We start from the raw sequence: 19,027 nt of genomic DNA on the forward strand, positions 1-19,027 counted from the left end.
GCCCCCTTGCGGGACAACGAAGGTGGGATGGGCGGATGCACGGTTTCGACCGGCATCCGCCCATTTTTTTGCCAGGGGTCGGATCCCTTTCGCAGCGCGCAAGGGCTCTGACCCTGATGCTCCGCGATGGCCCGCAACGGGGTCAGAGCCCTTTGCCGGTGGCAAAGGGGTCCGACCCCGGCCGCATCAGGCAACGATCAGCGTCACGTCGATGTTGCCGCGGGTAGCGTTGGAGTAAGGGCAGACGATGTGCGCTTTCTGCACCAGCTCTTCCACCTGCTCGCGCGGCACGCCCGGCACGTTGATGGTCAGCTCGGCTTCGATGCCGAAACCGGTCGGAATCTGGCCGATGCCGACCTTGCCGGTCACGGTGGTGTCGGCCGGCAGCGCGACCTTGGCCTGGCCGGCCACGAACTTCAGCGCGCCGAGGAAGCAGGCCGAATAGCCCGCAGCGAACAGCTGTTCCGGATTGGTGCCCGGGCCGCCCGCGCCGCCCAGTTCGCGCGGGGTGGACAGCTGGATGTCCAGCACGTTGTCGGAGGACACGGAACGGCCCTCACGGCCGCCGGTGGAGGTGGCCTGGGCGGTGTACAGAACCTTTTCGATGGACATCGGGATGCTCCTGATCAGTGGGTGGTTGGTGCGTTGGAGCCTACTTTGCCCGGATTCTCCGCACGTTGGGTTACAACACGTCCGAAAAACTTGATTGAACGTCCTGTCAGCCTAGATCGTCCATTCCCGGTCAGTGGTGAACATGATGGTCAGCCAGCGATCCGGCGATGATTCGCCCAGCGCATCACCGATTTCGTCGCGCAGGTGATCCCACTCGAGCAAGGGCCGCGGCGGGTCGTCCTCACGCACCACGAAGAACAGTTCGATCTGTTCGCCACGGCCGACCTGGGCCACGTAGCTGCGGTGTTCGACGAAGCCGTGCTTTGCAACGATCGCCCGCGCCACTGCATCCACATGCGCCTGCAGTTCCGGCGGCGTGACCAGCAGGATGCCGGCCAGCGCGCGCCGCACCGTGCCCAGCGGCGCGATCATCACCAGCACGCAGACGAACGCCAGGATGGCCGGATCGATGTACGGTCCGACCCATGCCAACGACGTACCGTGGACCAGCACACCGCCGAGGAAGGCCGCCAGGTAGCAGGCTGACATGCTCGCGGCGATCACCCAGTTCTTCGCATCCAGCGCGATGAATTCCGAGCCGATGCGCCGGTTCGCACGCAGCACGAACCAGGCCAATGCGCTCTCGGCGACGATCGACAGGCCAGCGAAGATGATCGCCGGGCCAAGCGCGATCTGCCGCCCACCCGACATCAGCGCATCGACCGCATTGACCAGCGCGTACAACGCCGCACCGATCATCAACGTGCCACTGACCCCCAGCACGATCGGTTCCAGGTGCCAGAAGCCCATGGTGAAGCGCTGATTGAGCCGCGACTGCACGGCATCGGTCTGCGTGGACAGGGCGATCAGCCGCGCGACCAGCAGCGACAACCAGGTCATCACCACGTCGATCAGGCCGTAGATGCCGTCGAAGATGATCAGCGAAGAATTGGCCAGCAGGCCGAACACCACTGCAGCTGCAGCCAACAGCAGCGAGCCGACGATGGACAGGCGCAGCACGCCTTGTTCGGTGCGTGGATCGAAGAAGCGGGGCGGGGCCATGACCATGCAGCATTGTAGAGCGGAGCCATGCTCCGCCGCCTTTCACGCAGTCTGGCCTACCTCCGGCTCATCGGCTGCAGTAAACTCCGCCCCTCCCACGCTCCCCGACGACGCACTGCAGTGATCACGCCACCCTGACCCTTGCCGCCCATCGGCAGCCGGCCCATCCGGCTCAGGAATCCGTGTCTTTCCACTGCAGCGCCACGTGGCCTCGCCCGCGTGTGCGCGGAGCTTTTCCATGCAAACGTCCTATCCCCTGCGCCAGCAATGGCTCGGCAACCTCCGTGGTGATCTGCTGTCCGGTGCGGTTGTTGCCCTGGCGCTGATTCCCGAAGCCATCGCGTTCTCGCTGATCGCTGGCGTCGACCCCAAAGTCGGCCTGTATGCCGCCTTCTCCATCGCCGTGATCACCGCCATCGCCGGCGGCCGGCCGGGCATGATCTCCGCCGCCACCGGCGCGATGGCGCTGGTGATGGTCGATCTCGTCCGTGATCACGGCCTGCAGTACCTGTTCGCCGCCAGCATCCTGGCCGGCCTGCTGCAGGTAGTGGCCGGCATGTTCAAACTCGGTTCGTTGATGCGCTTCGTGTCGCGCTCGGTCATCACCGGCTTCGTCAACGCACTGGCGATCCTGATCTTCCTGGCCCAGTTGCCGGAACTGCTCGGCCGTGGGCCCGCGGTCTATGTGGTGTGTGCGGCGGCACTGGCAATCATCTACCTGCTGCCACGCATCACCCGCGCCGTGCCGTCGCCGCTGGTGGCGATCACCGTGCTCACTGCTGTAGTGATCGGCTTCGGCATCGACGTGCGCACGGTGGGCGACATGGGCCAGCTGCCCGACAGCCTGCCGCACTTCTTCATTCCCGACGTGCCGTTGACGTGGGACACCCTGCGCATCCTGCTGCCGGTGTCGGCGACGCTGGCGGTGGTTGGCCTGCTCGAATCGATGATGACCCTGCAGATCGTCGAGGACATCACCGAGACGCCCAGCGAACGCAACCGCGAATGCGTCGGCCAGGGCCTGGCCAACACGGTGACCGGTTTCCTCGGTGGCATGGCCGGCTGCGCGATGATCGGCCAGTCGGTCATCAACGTGACCTCCGGTGGCCGCGGGCGCCTGTCCTGCCTGGTGGCCGGCGTACTGCTGCTGGTGCTGGTGGTGTACGGCAGCGATCTGGTGCGGCAGATTCCGATGGCCGCACTGGTGGCGGTGATGATCATGGTCAGCATCGGCACCTTCAGCTGGCGCTCGCTGCGCGACCTGCGCACGCATCCACGCAGTTCGTCGGCGGTGATGCTGCTGACGGTGGTGGTCACCGTGGCCACCCACGATCTGGCAAAGGGCGTGCTCAGCGGTGTGCTGCTGTCGGCACTGTTCTTTGCGCGCAAGGTGGGCCGCATGCTCGACGTGCAGCGCGAAGACGTTGCGGACATGCAGGTCTATCGTGTGCGCGGCCAGGTGTTCTTCGCCTCCGCCGGACAGCTGGGTGCGGCGTTTGATTACCAGCACGTGGCACCGAAGGTGCAGATCGACCTGCGCGACGCCCACCTGTGGGATCTGACTGCCGTCGCCGCGCTGGAACGCGCGCAGGAAAAACTGGCCGCGCACGGTGCCGAAGTCAGCGTTGTCGGACTCAACGCCGCCAGCCAGACGCTGATCGAACAGGTGGGAGGGCGCGGCGGCGCGCATTGACCGCGCGCCCGCCATGCCTCGTTCTGGCAAGGCGGGTTTCTGCGACGCCATCCGCGCAAGCTGAATCCAGTCAGCCATCTGAAACCGCCGCTGTCGTAGGATCTGCACCGTGATCGGGGCCGATGGACGGCCCCTCCCAGCCGGCACCCGCTGGCGACACGCAAGGGAGATACACGCAATGCAGGCAATGGATGCCCGTCGGGGCAATGAACAGATCGTCTCCGGCCGTCGGTACTGGAAGGTGCTGGCCCTGTGCCTGGCGCTCACCGCGTGCCAAGCGCCTTCTTCCCCTGCATCGGCCGAAGCGGCAGCCACACCGGCACCACTGGCTGCGGCATCGCCGGCAACCACCCCCAGCCCAGCGACCGGTGATCCCTCCCGGTACCCCGACGCGTCCTACACGGACGGTCGCCTGCGCCCGGCTTATGGCTGGTGCGTGGATGGCGTGGAGGATGCGGGCAAGCTGCAGGCCTGCGGCAAGGATGAACTGGCCTACCAGGAGGGGCGCCTGGAAGAAGGTGCCAGCAAAGCCGTGACCGGGCTCGACGCTGCTGCCAAGCATGCGTTCCTGGCTACCCAGGCGACCTGGCGCAGCGATACCGATCGCCATTGCGCCGCTCCGGCCAATGCCGGTGTGGATGACCTGCAGAAGGCACAGGAGTGCCGCCTGTTCCGTGTGGCCAACCGCGCCGACGCATTGCTGGCGCAGAGCGGCCCGCCCGATACCTCCTACACCCAGGCAACGCTTCGCCCGGAATTCATCCGCTGTGTGCAGCAAGCCCGTGGCATGAACGACCATATCCGGGCTTGCGGCGATACCGAGCTGGCCTACCACCAGACGCAGGTACAGGCCGAAGTGGCGCGCCTGATGAACGGCCCCGACGGTCCGGCCAAGGACCGCTGGATGGACGAACAGGCCCACTGGGCCGAAGACACCGACAAGCGCTGTGCAACGACCAGTGACCGCATCGGGCCGATGATGGACGCGCAGTTGTGCCGCCTCAACCGTTACGCCAACCGCGCCGCCGAGCTGCACGCGCGCGAGCTGGCCCCCTGATCCACAGATCGCACCGCAGGCAACCGCACCCCGGTCATCCCTCCAAGGACAAGGAAGAGAGCCATGCCGAACAACATCGATACCCGTAACCTGGACGCCACGGCCGGCGCCGTGTTCTTTACCGTGGGACGTGGCACCGAAGGTGGTGGATCGTCGTATCACCTGTCGATCGCCGGTATCACCCGAGGGCTGCGCGAGCCGGAGTGGGGCACCGTCAGCGCGGTGAGAGACAACAGTGGCTATTCGCTGGGCACCATCCAGGTCGATCTGGGCCAGCGTGGCACGTGGCCGCTGGGCGAGACCACAGGTCGTGCGTTGTGGCCAGGCGAAACAACATATGTCGATGGCGTCATCGACCAGGCCAGTGCCTACGCCAGGGCACACAAGCTGCCGTTCACGCATGACCGCGCCGACCTGCGTGCGGACCTGCTCAGCCACGGCAATGGCGAGGGAAAGCGCTCGTCCATCCGCTTCATCGATGCCCCAACCCGCGACAGCATCAATGCCTGGGCCGGATCGCCGGAAGGCAAGCAGTGGATCCATACGCATATCGATTACCCGCAGGTGCGCAATGCCACGGAGGTTGCCATGACCATGCTGGACAAGCATGGCAACGGTATTGCCGAGGACAAGCGTTTCGAGGCCATCGCGTTGATCGCCAAGACCGCCAACCAGCTGCCGGGCCGGTTGGATAACCTGGAAGCGGTGCTCAAGCGCGGTGGTGACTACCAGGACCTGCGTGACCAGGCCGCTGCCATCCGCCAGCGCACCCCTTCCTATGCCGGGCTGGCCGCCGCCGATGTCGCCGCCGGTTACGAGGATGCGTATGCCAGGCACTCCACCGAAATGGATCGCGCGCACCTGAAGGTGGGTCGCCGTGACTTCGCGCCGGCCAACGAAGCAAGCGACCCGGACATCCGCGTGGCGCTGGAACAGGCACGCTCGCACCACGCCGGCGGCGGCTCGCAGGTGCTGAAGGAAGGCAGCAGCGGCCGCGCGGTGGAAAAGCTGGAGCACAACCTGCATGCCTTGGGTTACGGCGCCGCAGGCGCACAGGCGATGCACCCCGACCGCCAGTTCGATGCCAGCACCCGGCAGGCCGTCGAGGCCTTCCAGCGCGACCACCGTCTGAATCCGGTCGATGGCAAGGTGGGGCCTGCGACGCTGGGTGCGATCGACCGCGAGGCACGCGCGCTGCAGCGTGACATGGCCGCGCTGGGCCTGACCGATGCACAGGGCAAAGCGATCACCGCCGATGGCTACCTGGGGGCCGGCAGCCAGCACGCCATCAATGTATTCCAGCAGCAGCACCATCTGCCGGCCACCGGCATGGCCGACGCACAGACGCGCCGCGCGATCAATGCCGAGGCCGCACAGCATCGCCCTGCCGCACCTTCGCCTGCTACCCCCACCGCGCCGGCTGCGCCGACAGCCCCGGCGAGGGCTGCGCCACCCGCAGCGCAGCAGCACACCGCTCCTGCCGGCGCTGCTGCGCCCGGTGGCGGGCGCATTTCCGTGGTGGAACCCTTCGGCAACGGCAGCAGCAACCGCGTCCTTCGCCACGGCATCAGCGGCGAGGACGCGTTCCGTGAGTTGAAGATCCACCACCCCAAAACGAATGCCGCCGCTGTGCGCGCTGGCGATGCCAGCAAGGTTGACCGCACCGCGGACATGGTCGACGGTGAACTGGAGGCCGTGCGCAAGCGTGGCGACACCAACGGCATTCCGCTGGTGCAGAAGGACCTGATCCTGACCGACCGTGCCGGCGGGCGCAGCCTGATGATTCCCAGTCCGGTGGCTGGCTACGTCCAGCTCAACAAGGACGGCACCAATTCCATCAGCATCTTCAGCCACCCGGCCGGCGATACCCGCCGCGAACTGGTGGGCCAGGTATTGCACGGGGCCGTCGGCTCCATCCCGTACAAGACCGGCGATTTCGTCGAGTACGGTGCGCCGCTGGTGCGCCAGTCCGATGTGGGGTCACCCGGCGCGGTGCACGCGCATATCGAAGTAGAGCCAGCGCAGTTCCGCCGCTACCTCGGCGACATGCTCAACGACCGCATCACCCTCGGCGGCAAGGTACACGCGCAGGGGCCCGAAGCCGCGCAGGCCGCACGTGCCACGCAGCAGGCGCCGATGGCTGATGGCATGCTGGTGAAGGGCGAACGCGGTGACGAGGTCAAAGCGCTGCAGGGCAAGCTGGCAGCACTGGGCCACGTGGGCGCTGATGGCAAGCCGCTGGCGGCCGATGGCATCTATGGCAAGGACACCTTCGCGGCGGTCAAGCAGTTCCAGGCCAACAACGGCCTGGAACAGGATGGCAAGGCCGGCCGCCAGACTCTGGGCCGATTGGACGACCCGGCCGCAGTGAAAGCCGCAGGTCAGCCTGCTGCGCCGGCAAAAGCAGAACCGGCGTCGCCTGTAGCCCCCAGCATGCGCGACCCCTCGCATGCCGAGAATCCGCGCTTCAACCAGGCCCTGGAGAAACTGCAGGAGCTGCAGCAGCAGCGCGTGCAGGCCGGGCTGTGCCCGCTGTTCGCCAATGCACAGGAAACCGAACGCGCCGCCGGTCAGCTGGCCTACGAGAGCAAGGTCGCCGGCATGCACCAGATCGATCATGTGGTCGCACGCCCGGATGGCAGCGGCTTGTTCGCCGTGCAGGGCAATGTCGGCGACCCGGCCGCGCAGCGCACCTTCGTCGACAGCCGACAGGCCGTGTCGCAGTCGGTCGAGGCCAGCACCCGCCAGACCGAGGACCTGGATATCCAGTTCAACCAGCGCGTGCAGGAACAGCAGCAGGAACAGGTGCGCAACCGCGGGCTGTAAGCCTGCCGCGCTGTGCCCAGGGGCTCCGGGTCGAACCCGGAGCCTTCTGCAGATTCACTCTGCAGGGAAGACCCGCCGGTACACCCCGAACTGGGTACTGCGCTGGCCCATCGGAATGATCAGGGCCAGCAGGACTGCGCCTCCGCCCACCTGTTTCACCACCAGATCGTTGTCCACCGTGCAGGACAGCTCCACGCGCGACCAGACGCAGCCGGCACCGGCCTCGCCGGGTTTGCACGATGACCACCGGTTGATGACCGGCTGTTCTCTTTCGGTGCTGTAGTTCCTGCTCGTAGCGCTGCCTGCAGCCTCGATGCCGGTGCCATCAGTGGCATGGAAGCGGGCCACCAGCCGGCTGGCCTCCTGGCGGATCGTGACTTGGTGGATGCCCTTGTCGTAGACGCCAAAGAGCCTGGAAAGCGCACCAATGGGCGCATTTTCCTGTCCGGCCGACAGGTAGGACGGCCGGTTGTCGAAGGTGGCGCCCTTGGTGAAGTCGCATCGTGGGCCGGGCTTGATCTCGGCGATGCGCGCGTCGCGGACGCTGCTGCAACCACTGCCCAGGGCCAGTGCCGCCAGCAGCGTGAGGCAGGCAAGGCCAACGCCTGCCAGCGAGGATGCAGTTGGTTTCATGGTGGCTTCCCTTCCAACAGGTTCGGTGCAGCAGGAACGCGCGCACCGAGTATCCCCACCCAAGGCCGGCAGCAGCAACCCGGGCGGCATTCCCGGCTGCCCGCCGCCATTCATCCGCCCGGTGTAAACTATTGATCTCACTGGCAATGCCAGTCTCCACGATCAACCGCCCGATGACGTCCGCCACCGCCCGTTACGCTGATTCCCTGCGCCTGTCCGTCGCCCCGATGATGGATTGGACCGACCGCCATTGCCGGGTGTTCCATCGCCTGCTGGCACCGGGTGCGCGGCTGTACACCGAAATGGTGCACGCCAACGCGGTGATCCACGGCGATCGCCAGCGCCTGCTCGGTTTCGATGCCAGCGAACAGCCGTTGGCGTTGCAGTTGGGTGGCAGTGATCCGGCCCTGTTGGCACAGGCTGCGCGCATCGCCGCGGAGTGGGGCTACGACGAGGTCAACCTCAACTGCGGCTGCCCGTCCGACCGCGTGCAGGCCGGCCGTTTCGGCGCTTGCCTTATGCGCGAGCCGGCGCTGGTGGCCGAGTGCGTATCGGCCATGGTCGAGGCGGTGGACATCCCGGTGACGGTGAAGTGCCGCCTGGGCGTGGACGAGGATGACAACTACGACGTATTCGCCAGCTTCGTCGACCGTCAGGTCGATGCCGGCGCCGCGATGGTGGTGGTGCACGCCCGCAATGCCTGGCTGAAGGGCCTGTCGCCGAAGGAGAACCGCGAGGTTCCGCCGCTGAAGTACGACTGGGCCCATCGGCTGAAGCAGGAGCGCCCGGCGCTGCCAGTGGTGCTCAATGGTGGCCTGGCCAGCATCGAGGCGGTGCAGGCGCAGGCTGCGCACGTCGATGGCGTGATGCTCGGCCGCGCGGCTTACCACGACCCCTACCTGCTGCATCAGCTGGAGGCCCTGCACACCGGCGCGCCGCTGCGACCGCGCGGTGAACTGCTGCGCGCCCTGCGCCCCTACATCGAAGCCCGCCTGGGCGAGGGCTTGGCCCTGAAGCACATCACCCGCCACATCCTCGGCCTGTTCCATGGCCAGCCGGGTGGCCGCGCATTCCGCCAGGTGCTGAGCGAGGGCGCCCATCGCCCCGGCGCCGACTGGACGCTCATCGAGCAGGCACTGTCGGTCACCGAGCGCGAAGCCGATCGCGCCGCTGCGTGACGTCAGTCACATTCCTGACTTGACAAGGGCGTCCGTTTCGTCCCGAATGTTCACTTAGCTGAACAACTGGTCGTAGCGTCTGGAAAAGTTCAGACCGGATTCACCGCCCGAAACCAAGAATTTGCAAAAGATTTGTAAAACGCCGGGTTCCATTCCGGTGCCCGGATTTACGACTTTTGAACGAATCGCCGTGCTCGGCTAGGATCGCATCGATGTCTTCCGCTCCCTTCCACCGCTGTTTTGCCCTGGCCACCTGCGTGGTCCTGGCGGCTGCCCCGCTGTCTTCGGCGCTGGCGCAGGATCCGCAGCGGGAGCAGGGGCGTGCTGAAATGATGGAGCGGGGTGGCCGTGCGGCCAACAACGAGCGCTCGCTGTCCGATGCCGTGCGCCGCGTACAGCGCACCACCGGTGGCCACATCCTGGGCGCCGAGCGGGTCCCGTTCGATGGTCGTGACATCAACCGGGTCAAATACATGGACGACCGCGGTCGGGTCCGCTACATGGACGACCCCGCCCCGGCACGTTCACAACCGCGCACGCCGCGGTCGGATATGTCATCACTACGCGGCGATAACCCCTGAACAGGGATAGTTGTCGCTATCAACCCGTACCCACAGGCCTCCGGGCCGCACCCAGCACACTAGGGAGAGTTCATGCGTATCCTTCTGGTCGAAGACGAAGCCCCGCTGCGTGAGACCCTGGCAGCCCGGCTCAAGCGCGAAGGTTTTGCCGTCGATGCAGCGCAGGACGGCGAAGAAGGCCTGTACATGGGCCGCGAAGTACCGTTCGACGTCGGCATCATCGACCTTGGCCTGCCCAAGATGTCGGGCATGGAGCTGATCAAGGCCCTGCGCGACGAAGGCAAGAAGTTCCCGGTGCTGATCCTGACCGCGCGTTCGAGCTGGCAGGACAAGGTCGAGGGCCTGAAGCAGGGCGCCGATGATTACCTGGTCAAGCCGTTCCATGTGGAAGAGCTGCTGGCTCGCGTCAACGCGCTGCTGCGCCGCGCCGCCGGCTGGAGCAAGCCGACCCTGGAATGCGGTCCGGTTGCTTTGGATCTGGCAGCGCAGACCGTCAGCGTGGCCGGCAGCAATGTCGACCTCACCAGCTACGAGTACAAGGTGCTGGAGTACCTGATGATGCATGCCGGTGAACTGGTCTCCAAGGCCGACCTCACCGAGCACATCTACCAGCAGGACTTCGACCGCGACTCGAACGTGCTGGAAGTGTTCATCGGCCGCCTGCGCAAGAAGCTGGACCCGGATGGCGAACTGAAGCCGATCGAGACCGTGCGCGGTCGTGGCTACCGTTTCGCGATTCCGCGCAACGAGGGCTGAGGCCTTCAGCAGGCGATAAACGATGTCCGGCCGTCTGTGGTTCTTCCGACGCTGGCGGCCGCGCTCTCTGCAGGCGCGCCAGATGTTCGCCGCGTCTGTGGGTCTGGTCGCGTTCCTGGCCCTGGCCGGTTACGCGCTCGATGCCGCCTTCGCCGATACGGCGAAGGCGAACCTGCGTGAGCGCCTGAAAAACTACGCCACCGCCTATGCGGCCGGCATCGACTTCACCCGCGACCGCTCGTTGTACATCCGCGAGCAGCCACCGGATCCGCGTTTCGACGTGCCGGGCAGTGGCCTGTACCTTCAGGTGGTGATGCCTGACGGCAAGGGCAATTCCATGTCCGCCGAAGGCCCGATGCTGCCCACCGTTGGCGGCGGCCTGCTGGCTCCGCGCCAGGAAGTATTCGAAGGCCCGCTGCCGATGATCCAGATCGACGGCAGCCAGGGCTCGGTGTACCGCTATGGCCTGGGCCTGGTGTGGGATGCCGACGCCGACCCGGCCACCGAATTCCCGTACACCATCTACGTGATGGAAGACTCGCGCGCGCTGGGCGCGCAGCTGCGCGTGTTCCGCAGCCGGGTCTGGTTCTACCTGGGCGGTATCGGCCTGATCCTGCTGCTGCTGCAGACGGTCATTCTGCAGTGGAGCCTGCGCCCGTTGCGGCGGGTGATCACCGAGCTGACCAAGGTCCAGCGCGGCGAGACCGAGCGCATGAGTGAGCGCCACCCGCGCGAGCTGGAACCACTGACCGACAGCATCAATGCCTTCATCGAGGGCGAGCGTGAGAATCTCGAGCGTCAGCGCAATACCTTGGCCGACTTGGCACACAGCCTGAAGACGCCGATCGCGGTGCTGCGCACGCAGATGGACAGCGGTGCCGGCGATGGCGCGCTGCGCGAAGAACTGGACGTGCAGCTGCAACGCATGAACAACCTGGTGTCCTACCAGCTGGCACGCGCGGCCTCGTCAGGCCACAAGCTGTTCTCGGCGCCGCTGCCGATCGAATCCAACGCCGAAGAAATCGTGCGCGGCCTGGAGAAGGTCTATGCGTCGAAGGGCGTGCTGTGCGAATTCGACATCGACCCGGCCGCGCGCTTCCACGGCGAACCGGGTGACCTGCAGGAGCTGCTGGGCAACCTGCTGGAGAACGCGTTCAAGTGGGCCAAACGCCGCGTGCTGCTGACCGCGCAGCCGTTGCCGGCGCCGAACGCACGTCGCGCCGGTCTGCTGTTGGCAGTGGATGACGATGGCCCGGGCATCGCCCCGGAAGACATCGGCAAGGTGCTGCAGCGTGGCGTGCGCGGCGACGAGCGCGTGCAGGGCCACGGCATCGGCCTGTCGATCGTGCAGGACCTGATCAAGGACTACCGCGGCGAGCTGCAGGTGTCCCGTTCCAGCGAGCTGGGCGGCGCCCGTTTCGAAGTGCAGCTGCCGCCAGGGCCGTAAGCCCACGCAACCGGGTACTGCCTGCCGCTGGCCGACACCTTCAAACGGCCGTGCCGGTCGCTCGCCGACACCTTCAAACGGTAGTGCCGGCCGCTGGCCGGCAACCTCATGATCTTCGGTGGCATCGCCAGGTTGCTGGCCAGCGGCCGGCACTACCGTATTTCGATCACCGGCGGCTCGCCGTAAAACCGCCTGAGATGCGCAGCCACTTCCGGCAACGCTTCCGCCAGCAGATCCGGCGCAGAGAAGTGGTACTCGCTGGCCACCGCGAAGAACTCTTCCGGTGCTTCCGCCGCGTACGGGTCGATCAGCGTTTCCACACCCGCATCCACCTGCGCACAGAACGCGTCGTACGATTTCTGGAAGTCCGCGGCCCACTCGCGTTGCCACGCACGCGGCAACGGCGGCGTGCCGTCCATCGCACCGTCCAGCCCATCCAGCTTGTGCACCATCTCATGCACGGCCACGCAGTAACCCTCGTGCGGTGCAGCCAGGTCGGCCTGCACATCGGCCCACGAAAGAATCAACGGACCGCTGTCCCACGACTCGCCGATCAGCTCGTCATCCCACTCGTGCAGTACGCCGGCGGCATCCATGTGGCTGCGATGCACGCGGAATGCATCGGGGTAGACGATAAGCTGCGACCAGCCTTCCAGCCCCACCTCACCGAACTCCAGCAGCGGCAGGCAGCACAGCGCGGCCAGCAGTACGCCATCGGCCGGCTGCAGCTGCAGCTCGCCGATCGGGGAGATGGTCTTCTCATGCAGGAAGCGCGTGGTCAGCGCGCGCAGGCGTCTACGCCGTTCGTCGTCCAGGCCGCGTAACCACGCTGCGCGGTGGCAGGCATCGTTCCAGTGTGCGTCTTCAATCGGCCGCGGCGTGGGCCGCAACCACTGCAGCAACGACTTGATCAGCGGAACATACCCGGCAGGTAGCTGTGCCACTTCGGCGCGCGGATGCGCTGCAGTACATCGTCGTCACCGCCGCCACCGCTGCTGGTAGCGGCCGGGCGTACCGGCACCGGCTTGGCGGCAGCTGCGGCAGGCGCCGTGGTCGGTGTGCGCTGCGAGGCCGCATCGCTCGCCGAGTAGACGCAGGCGCCACGGCTGTCATCAAGCGCTGCTGTGGCAGACGCCGCGAAGGGCATCGTCAGCAGGATCAGGCAATGGGCATAACGGCGCATTGACGACATCCACGTTAAGGGAGGGTGAGCTCTCGATTCTAGCCCGAACCCGGCGCCAGATTGGAAGCCCGCCGGAACCGGGCCTGGCGGGCGTCGTTGGCGGCTTTCCCGCATAATTCCGTTCTGACCTTGTGGAAGCTGCCGTGGACGATCGCCAACTGCTGGCCAAACTCGCTGCCGGTCGCCTGTCCGGCGACGCCCTGGCCCGTGAGCTGGGCCAGACCCGGGCCGCCATTTGGAAGCGTATTCAAGGGCTTAGGGCCGCCGGCGTCGAGGTGGAAGGGCGCGCAGGCGAGGGCTACGGGCTGACCCGGCCGGTCGACCTGCTGGAGGCCAAGACCATCCGCGCCGGCCTGCCCAAGGACGCCGCCGCGCTGCTGCACGACCTGCAGGTGGCCTGGACGGTGGACTCCACCAACGCCGAATTGCTGCGGTGCAGCGCGCCCCAGCGCGGTGTCAGCGTCCTGCTGGCCGAGCGCCAGACCGGTGGCCGTGGCCGTCGTGGCCGCACCTGGGCCTCGCCGTTGGCCGCGCATGTGTATCTGTCGGTGCTGCGTCTGTTCGAGGGTGGCCTGGGTCGACTGGCTGGCCTGAGCCTGGTCGCCGGCGTCGCCGTGGCCGAAGCGCTGCACGACCTTGGCTACGCGCAGGCGCAGCTGAAATGGCCGAACGATGTGCTGGTGGATGGCCGCAAGCTGGTCGGCCTGCTGGCCGAGGGCGGTGGCGAATACGCTGGCCCGGCGCGCGCAGTGATCGGTATCGGCATCAACGTGCACATGCCGCCGGCCTTCGCCGAACAGATCACCCAGCCCTGGGTGGACCTGGACACGCTGGCCGGCGCATCGGTGGATCGCAACACGGTGGTAGCCGCCGTGCTGGCACGCTTGCTGCCGGCGCTGGAAGAATTCGATCGCGAAGGGCTGGCCCCGTTCCTGCCGCGTTATGCAGCGTTCGACATGCTGGCCGGGCGCGAAGTGCGCGTGCAGCTGGATGGCCAGTGGCAGCACGGTACCGCGCTCGGCCTGGCCGATGACGGCGCGCTGCGCGTGGACATCGATGGCCGCGAGCGCCTGCTGCATGCCGGCGAAGTCAGTGTGAGAAAAGCATGAGCGACTGGTTGTTCGATCTGGGCAATTCGCGTTTCAAGTTTGCCCCCTTGCACGGCGATCGCGCCGGCGACGTACAGGCCTGGGCGCATGGTGCGGAAGGCATGGCCGGGCAACCGCCGCACAGCCTGCCCAGTGGTGAAACCGCGTTTGTCGCCAGCGTCGCCGCGCCGTCGTTGACCAGTGCCATGCTGGATCAGCTGCAGCGCCGCTTCGAGCACGTGCATGTGGTGCGCACCAGCGCCCAGTGTGCAGGCGTACGCATTGCCTACGCCAAGCCGGAAAAATTCGGTGTCGACCGTTTCCTGGCCCTGCTTGCCGCCGCCAAGGCACAACGGCCGGTGCTGGTGGTCGGTGTCGGCACCGCCCTGACCATCGACCTGCTTGATGCCGATGGACAACATCACGGCGGCCGCATTTCCGCCTCGCCGACCACCATGCGCGAGGCATTGCACGCGCGCGCGGTGCAGCTGCCGGCCAGCGGTGGTGACTACAGCGAATTCGCCAACGACACTGCCGATGCGTTGGCGTCCGGTTGCGATGGTGCCGCCGTTGCATTGGTCGAACGCAGTGCCCGTCAAGCGCAGGCGCTGCTGGGCGTGATGCCGTCGCTGCTGGTGCATGGCGGTGGCGCGCCCGCGCTGATGCCGCTGCTGGACGGCGCCGACTATCACCCGTCGCTGGTGCTGGATGGCCTCGCCCGCTGGGCGGTGCACCAGCCCGCAGGCTAGTATCGGCGCATGCTGACCCGTGCCCTGATCGTCGTGCTGGCGATCCTCAATCTTGGTGTCGCCACCTGGTGGCTGCTGCGCGATGAGCCGGCGCGCGCGCCGTTGCCGCCGCACCCGACCGGCGTGGCCGAACTGCGCTGGCTGCCCGGCGGGACCGATGCCGCCGTGGCAGCGCAGGTCTCTGCAGCGGCACCCACGGAAGCATTGGTGGAGCGTGAGGCCGCACCGGCTACTGCAGTGGCCGCTGCGCCTGCGCCTGTACCGGCACCGGCGACTCCGACGTCGGCCAGCAAGCCGGCCGAACCGATGAAGGCGCCCGAGCCGGTCGCCGCCGTCGCCACGCCAGCGCCGGAACCGGTGGCGGAGAAGCCCGCAGCCCCGGCCGCACCGCCGCGCTGCCTGGCACTGGGCCCGTTTGCGGACCGTGCCGCCGCCACGGCCGCGCAGAGCCGTGCCGGCAGCCTGCTGAGCCAGGCACGCCTGCGCGAGCAGCCCGCCGCCAGCGGCAGCGCCCGTTACCGCGTGCTGCTGCCCGCCGCCGCCAGCCGCGATGACGCGCAGGCCACGGTCAAGCGCATCGTCGCCGCCGGCCTCAGCGACTACTACATCATCAGCCAGGGCGACGAGACCAACGCCATTGCGCTGGGCCAGTACCGCAACCGCGAGGGCGCCGAACGGCGCATGGCCGCGGTGCAGGCCGCCGGCTTCCAGCCGCGTCTGGTCGCCAGTGGTGATGCCGGCCAATGGTGGCTGGAAGCGCAACTGGCGGCTGCGGCCGAACCGGCCCAGGCGCAGCAGCGCAGTGGCGCCGCGCAGCAACGGTCGCTGGAATGCACCCGGCTGCGCTAGAATCCCCCCACCACGGCGCTGCCGTCGGCGTTTCACCCTGTGCCGCTTTAGCTCAGTTGGTAGAGCAACTGTCTTGTAAACAGTAGGTCATCCGTTCGATTCGGATAAGCGGCACCACCTCCTGGCTAACGCCAATTGCCCCTTTGTTGCCTGGGGCAGTCTCGCGCCTGTGTGCCTACGCCGCATGCAGCTGCAGCTCCACGTACTCCGCCAACCCCCGACACGCCAGCAGTAGCCCTTCGCGCGTTCCGTCGCCGATCTGCTGTCCGTCTTCTCCATCCACCCGCACGCGTTCGGCGGCGTGGAATATTTCCAGCAAGGTGGTCAGCCCGGCAGCTGCACGGTCTGCGCGTGCCATGGCCATGCCCTGGCCGGGTGTCAGCGTTGGCCCGCGCCACGGCTGACCGTCGGCACCATCGCCGTTGCGGATGCGCTGCAGGCAGCCTTGCAACGTGATCGGGTCCGGCACATCGACGGCGGCGGCGAACGCGGCTTCCAACGGCTGCGCAAGCTCGGGGGGCAGGCGTTCGGCGGCGTCGCCCAGCGTGGCGGTCAGGTAGGGATAGTCAGGAGCGGACATGTGGGCATCCTCGGGTGCAGCGGAGGCGCCACCGGCAGAGGGTGGCGGGCGATGCGTGGCTTCCAAGACCGGGAATCGATGAGCCGGTGGGCGCAAGGCCCCCACGCACCGCCCGCCATAAGGCAGCAGACGGATTGCCAGCCGGCGCCACCCGCAAGAGGCGACGCCGGCTGACAAGCGTAAACAGCTTCGATTGCACGGGCTTGGAAGTCCCGGCCACTGGTTTTCGGTGGCAGTTCATCATGCGCAGGCAGAATCACGGGCTGCCAGTCGATTGTTCCGATGGCATCGCGCTGTTTGAAAGGAAAAATGAATTATCGCAATTGGCTTGTCGCGGCCAATCCCGAGGCACAAACGACATTCTGCGCGGCGTACTGTTGGAGCCTGAAACAGGCCGTAGTGCCGCAATCGTGCGGCGTAACGCCGGCGTGGCGTGTCAAGCCAACTTAACCGCGTCCCCAAGCGGCCAACTCAACCATCATACGCACCCGCGCGGCGATCAACGCGTCCCCGGATCACCCGGCACCAGGTGCCGCCACGGAAAGACATCCCTGGCGAAATGGCTGACATAGCCGCCCGTTGCTGCCTGGATGACCATGAACGACAACCGCGGACGCATGCCCTGCAGCGTCTGCAGCTGCGCCACATCCAACGCGCTGTTGCGCAGCCGGAAGGTGTGCAATGCATCGAAGGCGTCGCTGGCGAACAAGCGCTCATAGGCCGCGAAAGACGTGACCGCATCAGGCTCGCGCGCGTCGGCCCAGGAGAACTGCAGCTCCGTCGATTCACTGAAATCCAGCAGGCCCAAGGCAGGCAGGTTACGTGATGCGACGAGGTTGTCGATGAAGCGCTGGGTGTCCGAGCCACCGCCGATGCGCAGGCTGTGCAGGTGCGGCAGAGGTACCTCGAAGAACGCGGGATCCGGTGCATTCGGCACTACCAGTTCGCTGAGGTGCGGCGCCTTGGAAACGAAGCGGGCGATCTCGCCGTCTTCTTCCATGATGGTGCCCGCGCGCTGCACCAGCGACATGTTGTGGTCGGCCGGCTCGGTGGGGCGGATCGACAACGAGCGCAGGCGTGGGAAACGCACATCACTGTCCAGCAGCGCGGTGAACTCCCACTCGCGCGTGCCATTGGCCCCCTCGTCCGGGCCGGTGAACGACAGGGACATGACTGCATCGGCCACGCGCGGATCGGACAGGCAGGCCAGCGTCCACGCGAACGGTTCCTCCCATGGGTTGCCGAAGAACTCCACGTGCAGGCCGCCGTACAACGGCGCCACGGTCACCCGTTCCTGCAGGGCTTCCCACAGCGGGCTGGCCGGGTCCTGGATGTCCAGTTCATGCTCGGCCGCGCTGTCCAGATTGAACGCATGGATGCGTTGCTGCAGCGCCAGCAGCTGTTGCTGCGCGTGGTCGAAGGGCAGGGCGGTCATGTGTGTACCGGACGTCCATGTGATGCCCCGATGATAGCGCTGGCCCGCTTGCGGTGGTCTGCGGCCGGTGATCGGTAGCTTGATGTTCCTCACGACAGAGCAACTCCGGCAGCCCCCATACTGGTGCTTTCTGCACCCTCTTGCCAGGAAGCCGATCATGCGCCACCACCGCCTGTCGTTGACCGTCGCGCTACTCTCCAGCGCCTTCGTAGCACCGGCGATGGCCGCCGTGCCGTTCTTCAACGCCAGTTGCCCGGGTGGCATCGACGTGCACGCCGACGAAGGCGGGCCGGTCTATGTGCAGGGCCGCGAGGCCACACTCAAGCGCTTCAACGATCGCTACTTCGAGGCACGCGATACCAACAGCGGCACCACGCTTTCGATCAGCACCAGCGACGACGGCACGCCGCAGGTCAGCTACACCGGGCGCGGCGGCGCCAACGGCATCTGCCAGGTCAGCGGCGGCACGCCTGCGGCCGCAGAAGGCGGCAGGCACCACCGGGATCAGGATCGCGATGACGATGCGGCACTGCCACGGGAAGTGACCTGCGAATCCACCGACCAGCGCCAGGTGTCCTGTGACATGGACACGCGTGGCACTGTGGAGATCGTTCGCCAGCTCAGCCGTACCCGTTGCGAGCAGGGCAGCAACTGGGGCCTGTCGCGGCATTCGGTGTGGGTCAACGGTGGCTGCCGCGCAGTGTTCCGCAACATGTCCAAGGCCGCAGCCAACGCGCCAGCGGGCGATACTGCGCTGGGTTCGTGCAACGCAAGCAAAGGCGCGCAGGGCACGCTGGTGACCCAGGTGCCGGTCGGAACCGATTACCAGGAGCTGATCATCGATTATCCCGATGGCCGCTTCCTGTGCATGATGCGCAACGACGGCCGGGTGCAGAGCGTGACGCCGATCAAGCGGCGTTGAGTCTGCGTCCCATGATTGGCGGTCGGGCATGTGGATGCTCGCGCGTACATTGGCCTGCAGAAGCAGGCCAATGACGCTATCACGTAGTTCCATCAATCCTCGTGTGTGGGGCGGGACGGTTTGGCCGGCCCGACTGTGACTTTGCCGGACCCGCCGCCGCCGCCGCCGTAGCTGCCGCCGCTGATGGGCCCGGTGTAACCTCCGCCGCCGCCTCCTCCACCGCCATTGCCATTCCCGCCGCCGCGAGGGGGTGGGCTCGTTGTGATCGGCTCACGCGAAGTTCCATTCCAGTCCTGGCTATCGGTCATTTGGTAAGTCACGCAGTGGGACGCGTTGCAGACGATGACCTTGGATCCTGGTTGGATGGATTCCTTGA

The 19,027-nt window shown here is 66.7% G+C and carries 18 protein-coding genes and 1 tRNA gene; 12 read left to right on the forward strand and 7 right to left on the reverse strand.

Going from position 1 to position 19,027, the window contains the following annotated elements:
• Positions 1-186 precede the first annotated feature (186 nt).
• On the reverse strand, positions 187-612 hold the full coding sequence (locus ACQ5SA_RS16995; protein ID WP_004153735.1) for an organic hydroperoxide resistance protein: 426 nt from the start codon (positions 610-612) through the stop codon (positions 187-189).
• 111 nt (positions 613-723) lie between these two features.
• Positions 724-1,674, reverse strand: coding sequence for a cation diffusion facilitator family transporter (locus tag ACQ5SA_RS17000; RefSeq protein WP_499315136.1), 951 nt, complete (start codon positions 1,672-1,674; stop codon positions 724-726).
• Between the two features lie 238 nt (positions 1,675-1,912).
• On the opposite strand from ACQ5SA_RS17000, the gene ACQ5SA_RS17005 reads away from it, so the two are divergent.
• The 3 genes from ACQ5SA_RS17005 (at position 1,913) to ACQ5SA_RS17015 (ending at position 7,250) form a co-directional block, all read left to right on the forward strand.
• Positions 1,913-3,367 carry a SulP family inorganic anion transporter gene (locus tag ACQ5SA_RS17005; protein WP_499315137.1) on the forward strand — a complete coding sequence of 485 codons (1,455 nt, stop codon included), beginning with the start codon at positions 1,913-1,915 and terminating at the stop codon, positions 3,365-3,367.
• 187 nt (positions 3,368-3,554) lie between these two features.
• Complete coding sequence (locus ACQ5SA_RS17010) at positions 3,555-4,424, forward strand: lysozyme inhibitor LprI family protein (protein ID WP_363734310.1); 870 nt, start codon at positions 3,555-3,557, stop codon at positions 4,422-4,424.
• 63 nt (positions 4,425-4,487) lie between these two features.
• Positions 4,488-7,250: a peptidoglycan-binding protein gene (locus ACQ5SA_RS17015; RefSeq protein WP_499315140.1), complete on the forward strand. Its 2,763-nt coding sequence runs from the start codon at positions 4,488-4,490 to the stop codon at positions 7,248-7,250.
• A gap of 54 nt (positions 7,251-7,304) precedes the next feature.
• On the opposite strand, the gene ACQ5SA_RS17020 is transcribed toward ACQ5SA_RS17015, so the two are convergent.
• Positions 7,305-7,883, reverse strand: a complete 579-nt coding sequence (locus ACQ5SA_RS17020) for a hypothetical protein (protein WP_499315142.1) — start codon at positions 7,881-7,883, stop codon at positions 7,305-7,307.
• Positions 7,884-8,029: 146 nt separating this feature from the next.
• Between ACQ5SA_RS17020 and dusA the strand changes: the two genes are divergently transcribed.
• The 4 genes from dusA (at position 8,030) to ACQ5SA_RS17040 (ending at position 11,845) form a co-directional block, all read left to right on the forward strand.
• Positions 8,030-9,061 (forward strand): tRNA dihydrouridine(20/20a) synthase DusA, encoded by a 1,032-nt coding sequence (gene dusA, locus ACQ5SA_RS17025; RefSeq protein WP_353098435.1) that lies wholly within the window; start codon positions 8,030-8,032, stop codon positions 9,059-9,061.
• Between the two features lie 212 nt (positions 9,062-9,273).
• Entirely contained in the window at positions 9,274-9,642 is a 369-nt protein-coding gene (locus tag ACQ5SA_RS17030; protein ID WP_089241452.1) for a hypothetical protein, read from the forward strand.
• 72 nt (positions 9,643-9,714) lie between these two features.
• Positions 9,715-10,398, forward strand: coding sequence for a response regulator transcription factor (locus ACQ5SA_RS17035; RefSeq protein WP_004136763.1), 684 nt, complete (start codon positions 9,715-9,717; stop codon positions 10,396-10,398).
• A gap of 22 nt (positions 10,399-10,420) precedes the next feature.
• A complete protein-coding gene (locus ACQ5SA_RS17040) occupies positions 10,421-11,845 on the forward strand; it encodes an ATP-binding protein (protein ID WP_099819615.1) in 1,425 nt (474 codons plus the stop codon).
• Between the two features lie 152 nt (positions 11,846-11,997).
• Here the strand turns inward: ACQ5SA_RS17040 and ACQ5SA_RS17045 are convergent, their stop codons facing one another.
• Together ACQ5SA_RS17045 and ACQ5SA_RS17050 are read right to left on the reverse strand one after the other, a co-directional pair.
• On the reverse strand, positions 11,998-12,789 hold the full coding sequence (locus ACQ5SA_RS17045; protein ID WP_499315147.1) for a M90 family metallopeptidase: 792 nt from the start codon (positions 12,787-12,789) through the stop codon (positions 11,998-12,000).
• Positions 12,756-13,028: a hypothetical protein gene (locus ACQ5SA_RS17050; RefSeq protein ID WP_499315149.1), complete on the reverse strand. Its 273-nt coding sequence runs from the start codon at positions 13,026-13,028 to the stop codon at positions 12,756-12,758. Before ACQ5SA_RS17050 ends, ACQ5SA_RS17045 begins: the two co-directional genes overlap by 34 nt.
• Positions 13,029-13,171: 143 nt before the next feature.
• On the opposite strand from ACQ5SA_RS17050, the gene birA reads away from it, so the two are divergent.
• The 4 genes from birA to ACQ5SA_RS17070 all read left to right on the forward strand — a co-directional run bounded on the left by birA (position 13,172) and on the right by ACQ5SA_RS17070 (position 15,831).
• Complete coding sequence (gene birA, locus ACQ5SA_RS17055; protein ID WP_089242004.1) at positions 13,172-14,137, forward strand: bifunctional biotin--[acetyl-CoA-carboxylase] ligase/biotin operon repressor BirA; 966 nt, start codon at positions 13,172-13,174, stop codon at positions 14,135-14,137.
• Positions 14,134-14,865, forward strand: a complete 732-nt coding sequence (locus ACQ5SA_RS17060; RefSeq protein WP_089241444.1) for a type III pantothenate kinase — start codon at positions 14,134-14,136, stop codon at positions 14,863-14,865. Before birA ends, ACQ5SA_RS17060 begins: the two co-directional genes overlap by 4 nt.
• A gap of 9 nt (positions 14,866-14,874) precedes the next feature.
• Positions 14,875-15,714: an SPOR domain-containing protein gene (locus ACQ5SA_RS17065; protein ID WP_499315151.1), complete on the forward strand. Its 840-nt coding sequence runs from the start codon at positions 14,875-14,877 to the stop codon at positions 15,712-15,714.
• Between the two features lie 41 nt (positions 15,715-15,755).
• Positions 15,756-15,831: transfer RNA gene (locus ACQ5SA_RS17070), tRNA-Thr, on the forward strand.
• 58 nt (positions 15,832-15,889) lie between these two features.
• Here the strand turns inward: ACQ5SA_RS17070 and ACQ5SA_RS17075 are convergent.
• Together ACQ5SA_RS17075 and ACQ5SA_RS17080 are read right to left on the reverse strand one after the other, a co-directional pair.
• The gene (locus ACQ5SA_RS17075) at positions 15,890-16,294 is read right to left on the reverse strand and encodes a hypothetical protein (RefSeq protein WP_353098405.1); all 405 of its coding nucleotides are present in this window, start codon (positions 16,292-16,294) and stop codon (positions 15,890-15,892) included.
• 499 nt (positions 16,295-16,793) lie between these two features.
• Complete coding sequence (locus ACQ5SA_RS17080) at positions 16,794-17,729, reverse strand: hypothetical protein (protein ID WP_353098404.1); 936 nt, start codon at positions 17,727-17,729, stop codon at positions 16,794-16,796.
• A gap of 157 nt (positions 17,730-17,886) precedes the next feature.
• On the opposite strand from ACQ5SA_RS17080, the gene ACQ5SA_RS17085 reads away from it, so the two are divergent.
• Positions 17,887-18,651 carry a DUF3011 domain-containing protein gene (locus tag ACQ5SA_RS17085; protein ID WP_353098403.1) on the forward strand — a complete coding sequence of 255 codons (765 nt, stop codon included), beginning with the start codon at positions 17,887-17,889 and terminating at the stop codon, positions 18,649-18,651.
• Positions 18,652-19,027: the final 376 nt, after the last annotated feature.

This window comes from Stenotrophomonas indicatrix, assembly GCF_050573115.1.
Classification (GTDB): Bacteria; Pseudomonadota; Gammaproteobacteria; order Xanthomonadales; family Xanthomonadaceae; genus Stenotrophomonas; species Stenotrophomonas lactitubi_A.

What these genes read in the sequence shown, in the direction of transcription:
- ACQ5SA_RS16995 (WP_004153735.1), bottom strand. Translation starts at nt 612, where the DNA reads ATGTCCATCGAAAAGGTTCTGTACACCGCCCAGGCCACCTCCACCGGC.
- ACQ5SA_RS17000 (WP_499315136.1), bottom strand. Translation starts at nt 1,674, where the DNA reads ATGGCCCCGCCCCGCTTCTTCGATCCACGCACCGAACAAGGCGTGCTG.
- ACQ5SA_RS17005 (WP_499315137.1), top strand. Translation starts at nt 1,913, where the DNA reads ATGCAAACGTCCTATCCCCTGCGCCAGCAATGGCTCGGCAACCTCCGT.
- ACQ5SA_RS17010 (WP_363734310.1), top strand. Translation starts at nt 3,555, where the DNA reads ATGGATGCCCGTCGGGGCAATGAACAGATCGTCTCCGGCCGTCGGTAC.
- ACQ5SA_RS17015 (WP_499315140.1), top strand. Translation starts at nt 4,488, where the DNA reads ATGCCGAACAACATCGATACCCGTAACCTGGACGCCACGGCCGGCGCC.
- ACQ5SA_RS17020 (WP_499315142.1), bottom strand. Translation starts at nt 7,883, where the DNA reads ATGAAACCAACTGCATCCTCGCTGGCAGGCGTTGGCCTTGCCTGCCTC.
- dusA (WP_353098435.1), top strand. Translation starts at nt 8,030, where the DNA reads ATGCCAGTCTCCACGATCAACCGCCCGATGACGTCCGCCACCGCCCGT.
- ACQ5SA_RS17030 (WP_089241452.1), top strand. Translation starts at nt 9,274, where the DNA reads ATGTCTTCCGCTCCCTTCCACCGCTGTTTTGCCCTGGCCACCTGCGTG.
- ACQ5SA_RS17035 (WP_004136763.1), top strand. Translation starts at nt 9,715, where the DNA reads ATGCGTATCCTTCTGGTCGAAGACGAAGCCCCGCTGCGTGAGACCCTG.
- ACQ5SA_RS17040 (WP_099819615.1), top strand. Translation starts at nt 10,421, where the DNA reads ATGTCCGGCCGTCTGTGGTTCTTCCGACGCTGGCGGCCGCGCTCTCTG.
- ACQ5SA_RS17050 (WP_499315149.1), bottom strand. Translation starts at nt 13,028, where the DNA reads ATGCGCCGTTATGCCCATTGCCTGATCCTGCTGACGATGCCCTTCGCG.
- ACQ5SA_RS17060 (WP_089241444.1), top strand. Translation starts at nt 14,134, where the DNA reads ATGAGCGACTGGTTGTTCGATCTGGGCAATTCGCGTTTCAAGTTTGCC.
- ACQ5SA_RS17065 (WP_499315151.1), top strand. Translation starts at nt 14,875, where the DNA reads ATGCTGACCCGTGCCCTGATCGTCGTGCTGGCGATCCTCAATCTTGGT.
- ACQ5SA_RS17075 (WP_353098405.1), bottom strand. Translation starts at nt 16,294, where the DNA reads ATGTCCGCTCCTGACTATCCCTACCTGACCGCCACGCTGGGCGACGCC.
- ACQ5SA_RS17080 (WP_353098404.1), bottom strand. Translation starts at nt 17,729, where the DNA reads ATGACCGCCCTGCCCTTCGACCACGCGCAGCAACAGCTGCTGGCGCTG.
- ACQ5SA_RS17085 (WP_353098403.1), top strand. Translation starts at nt 17,887, where the DNA reads ATGCGCCACCACCGCCTGTCGTTGACCGTCGCGCTACTCTCCAGCGCC.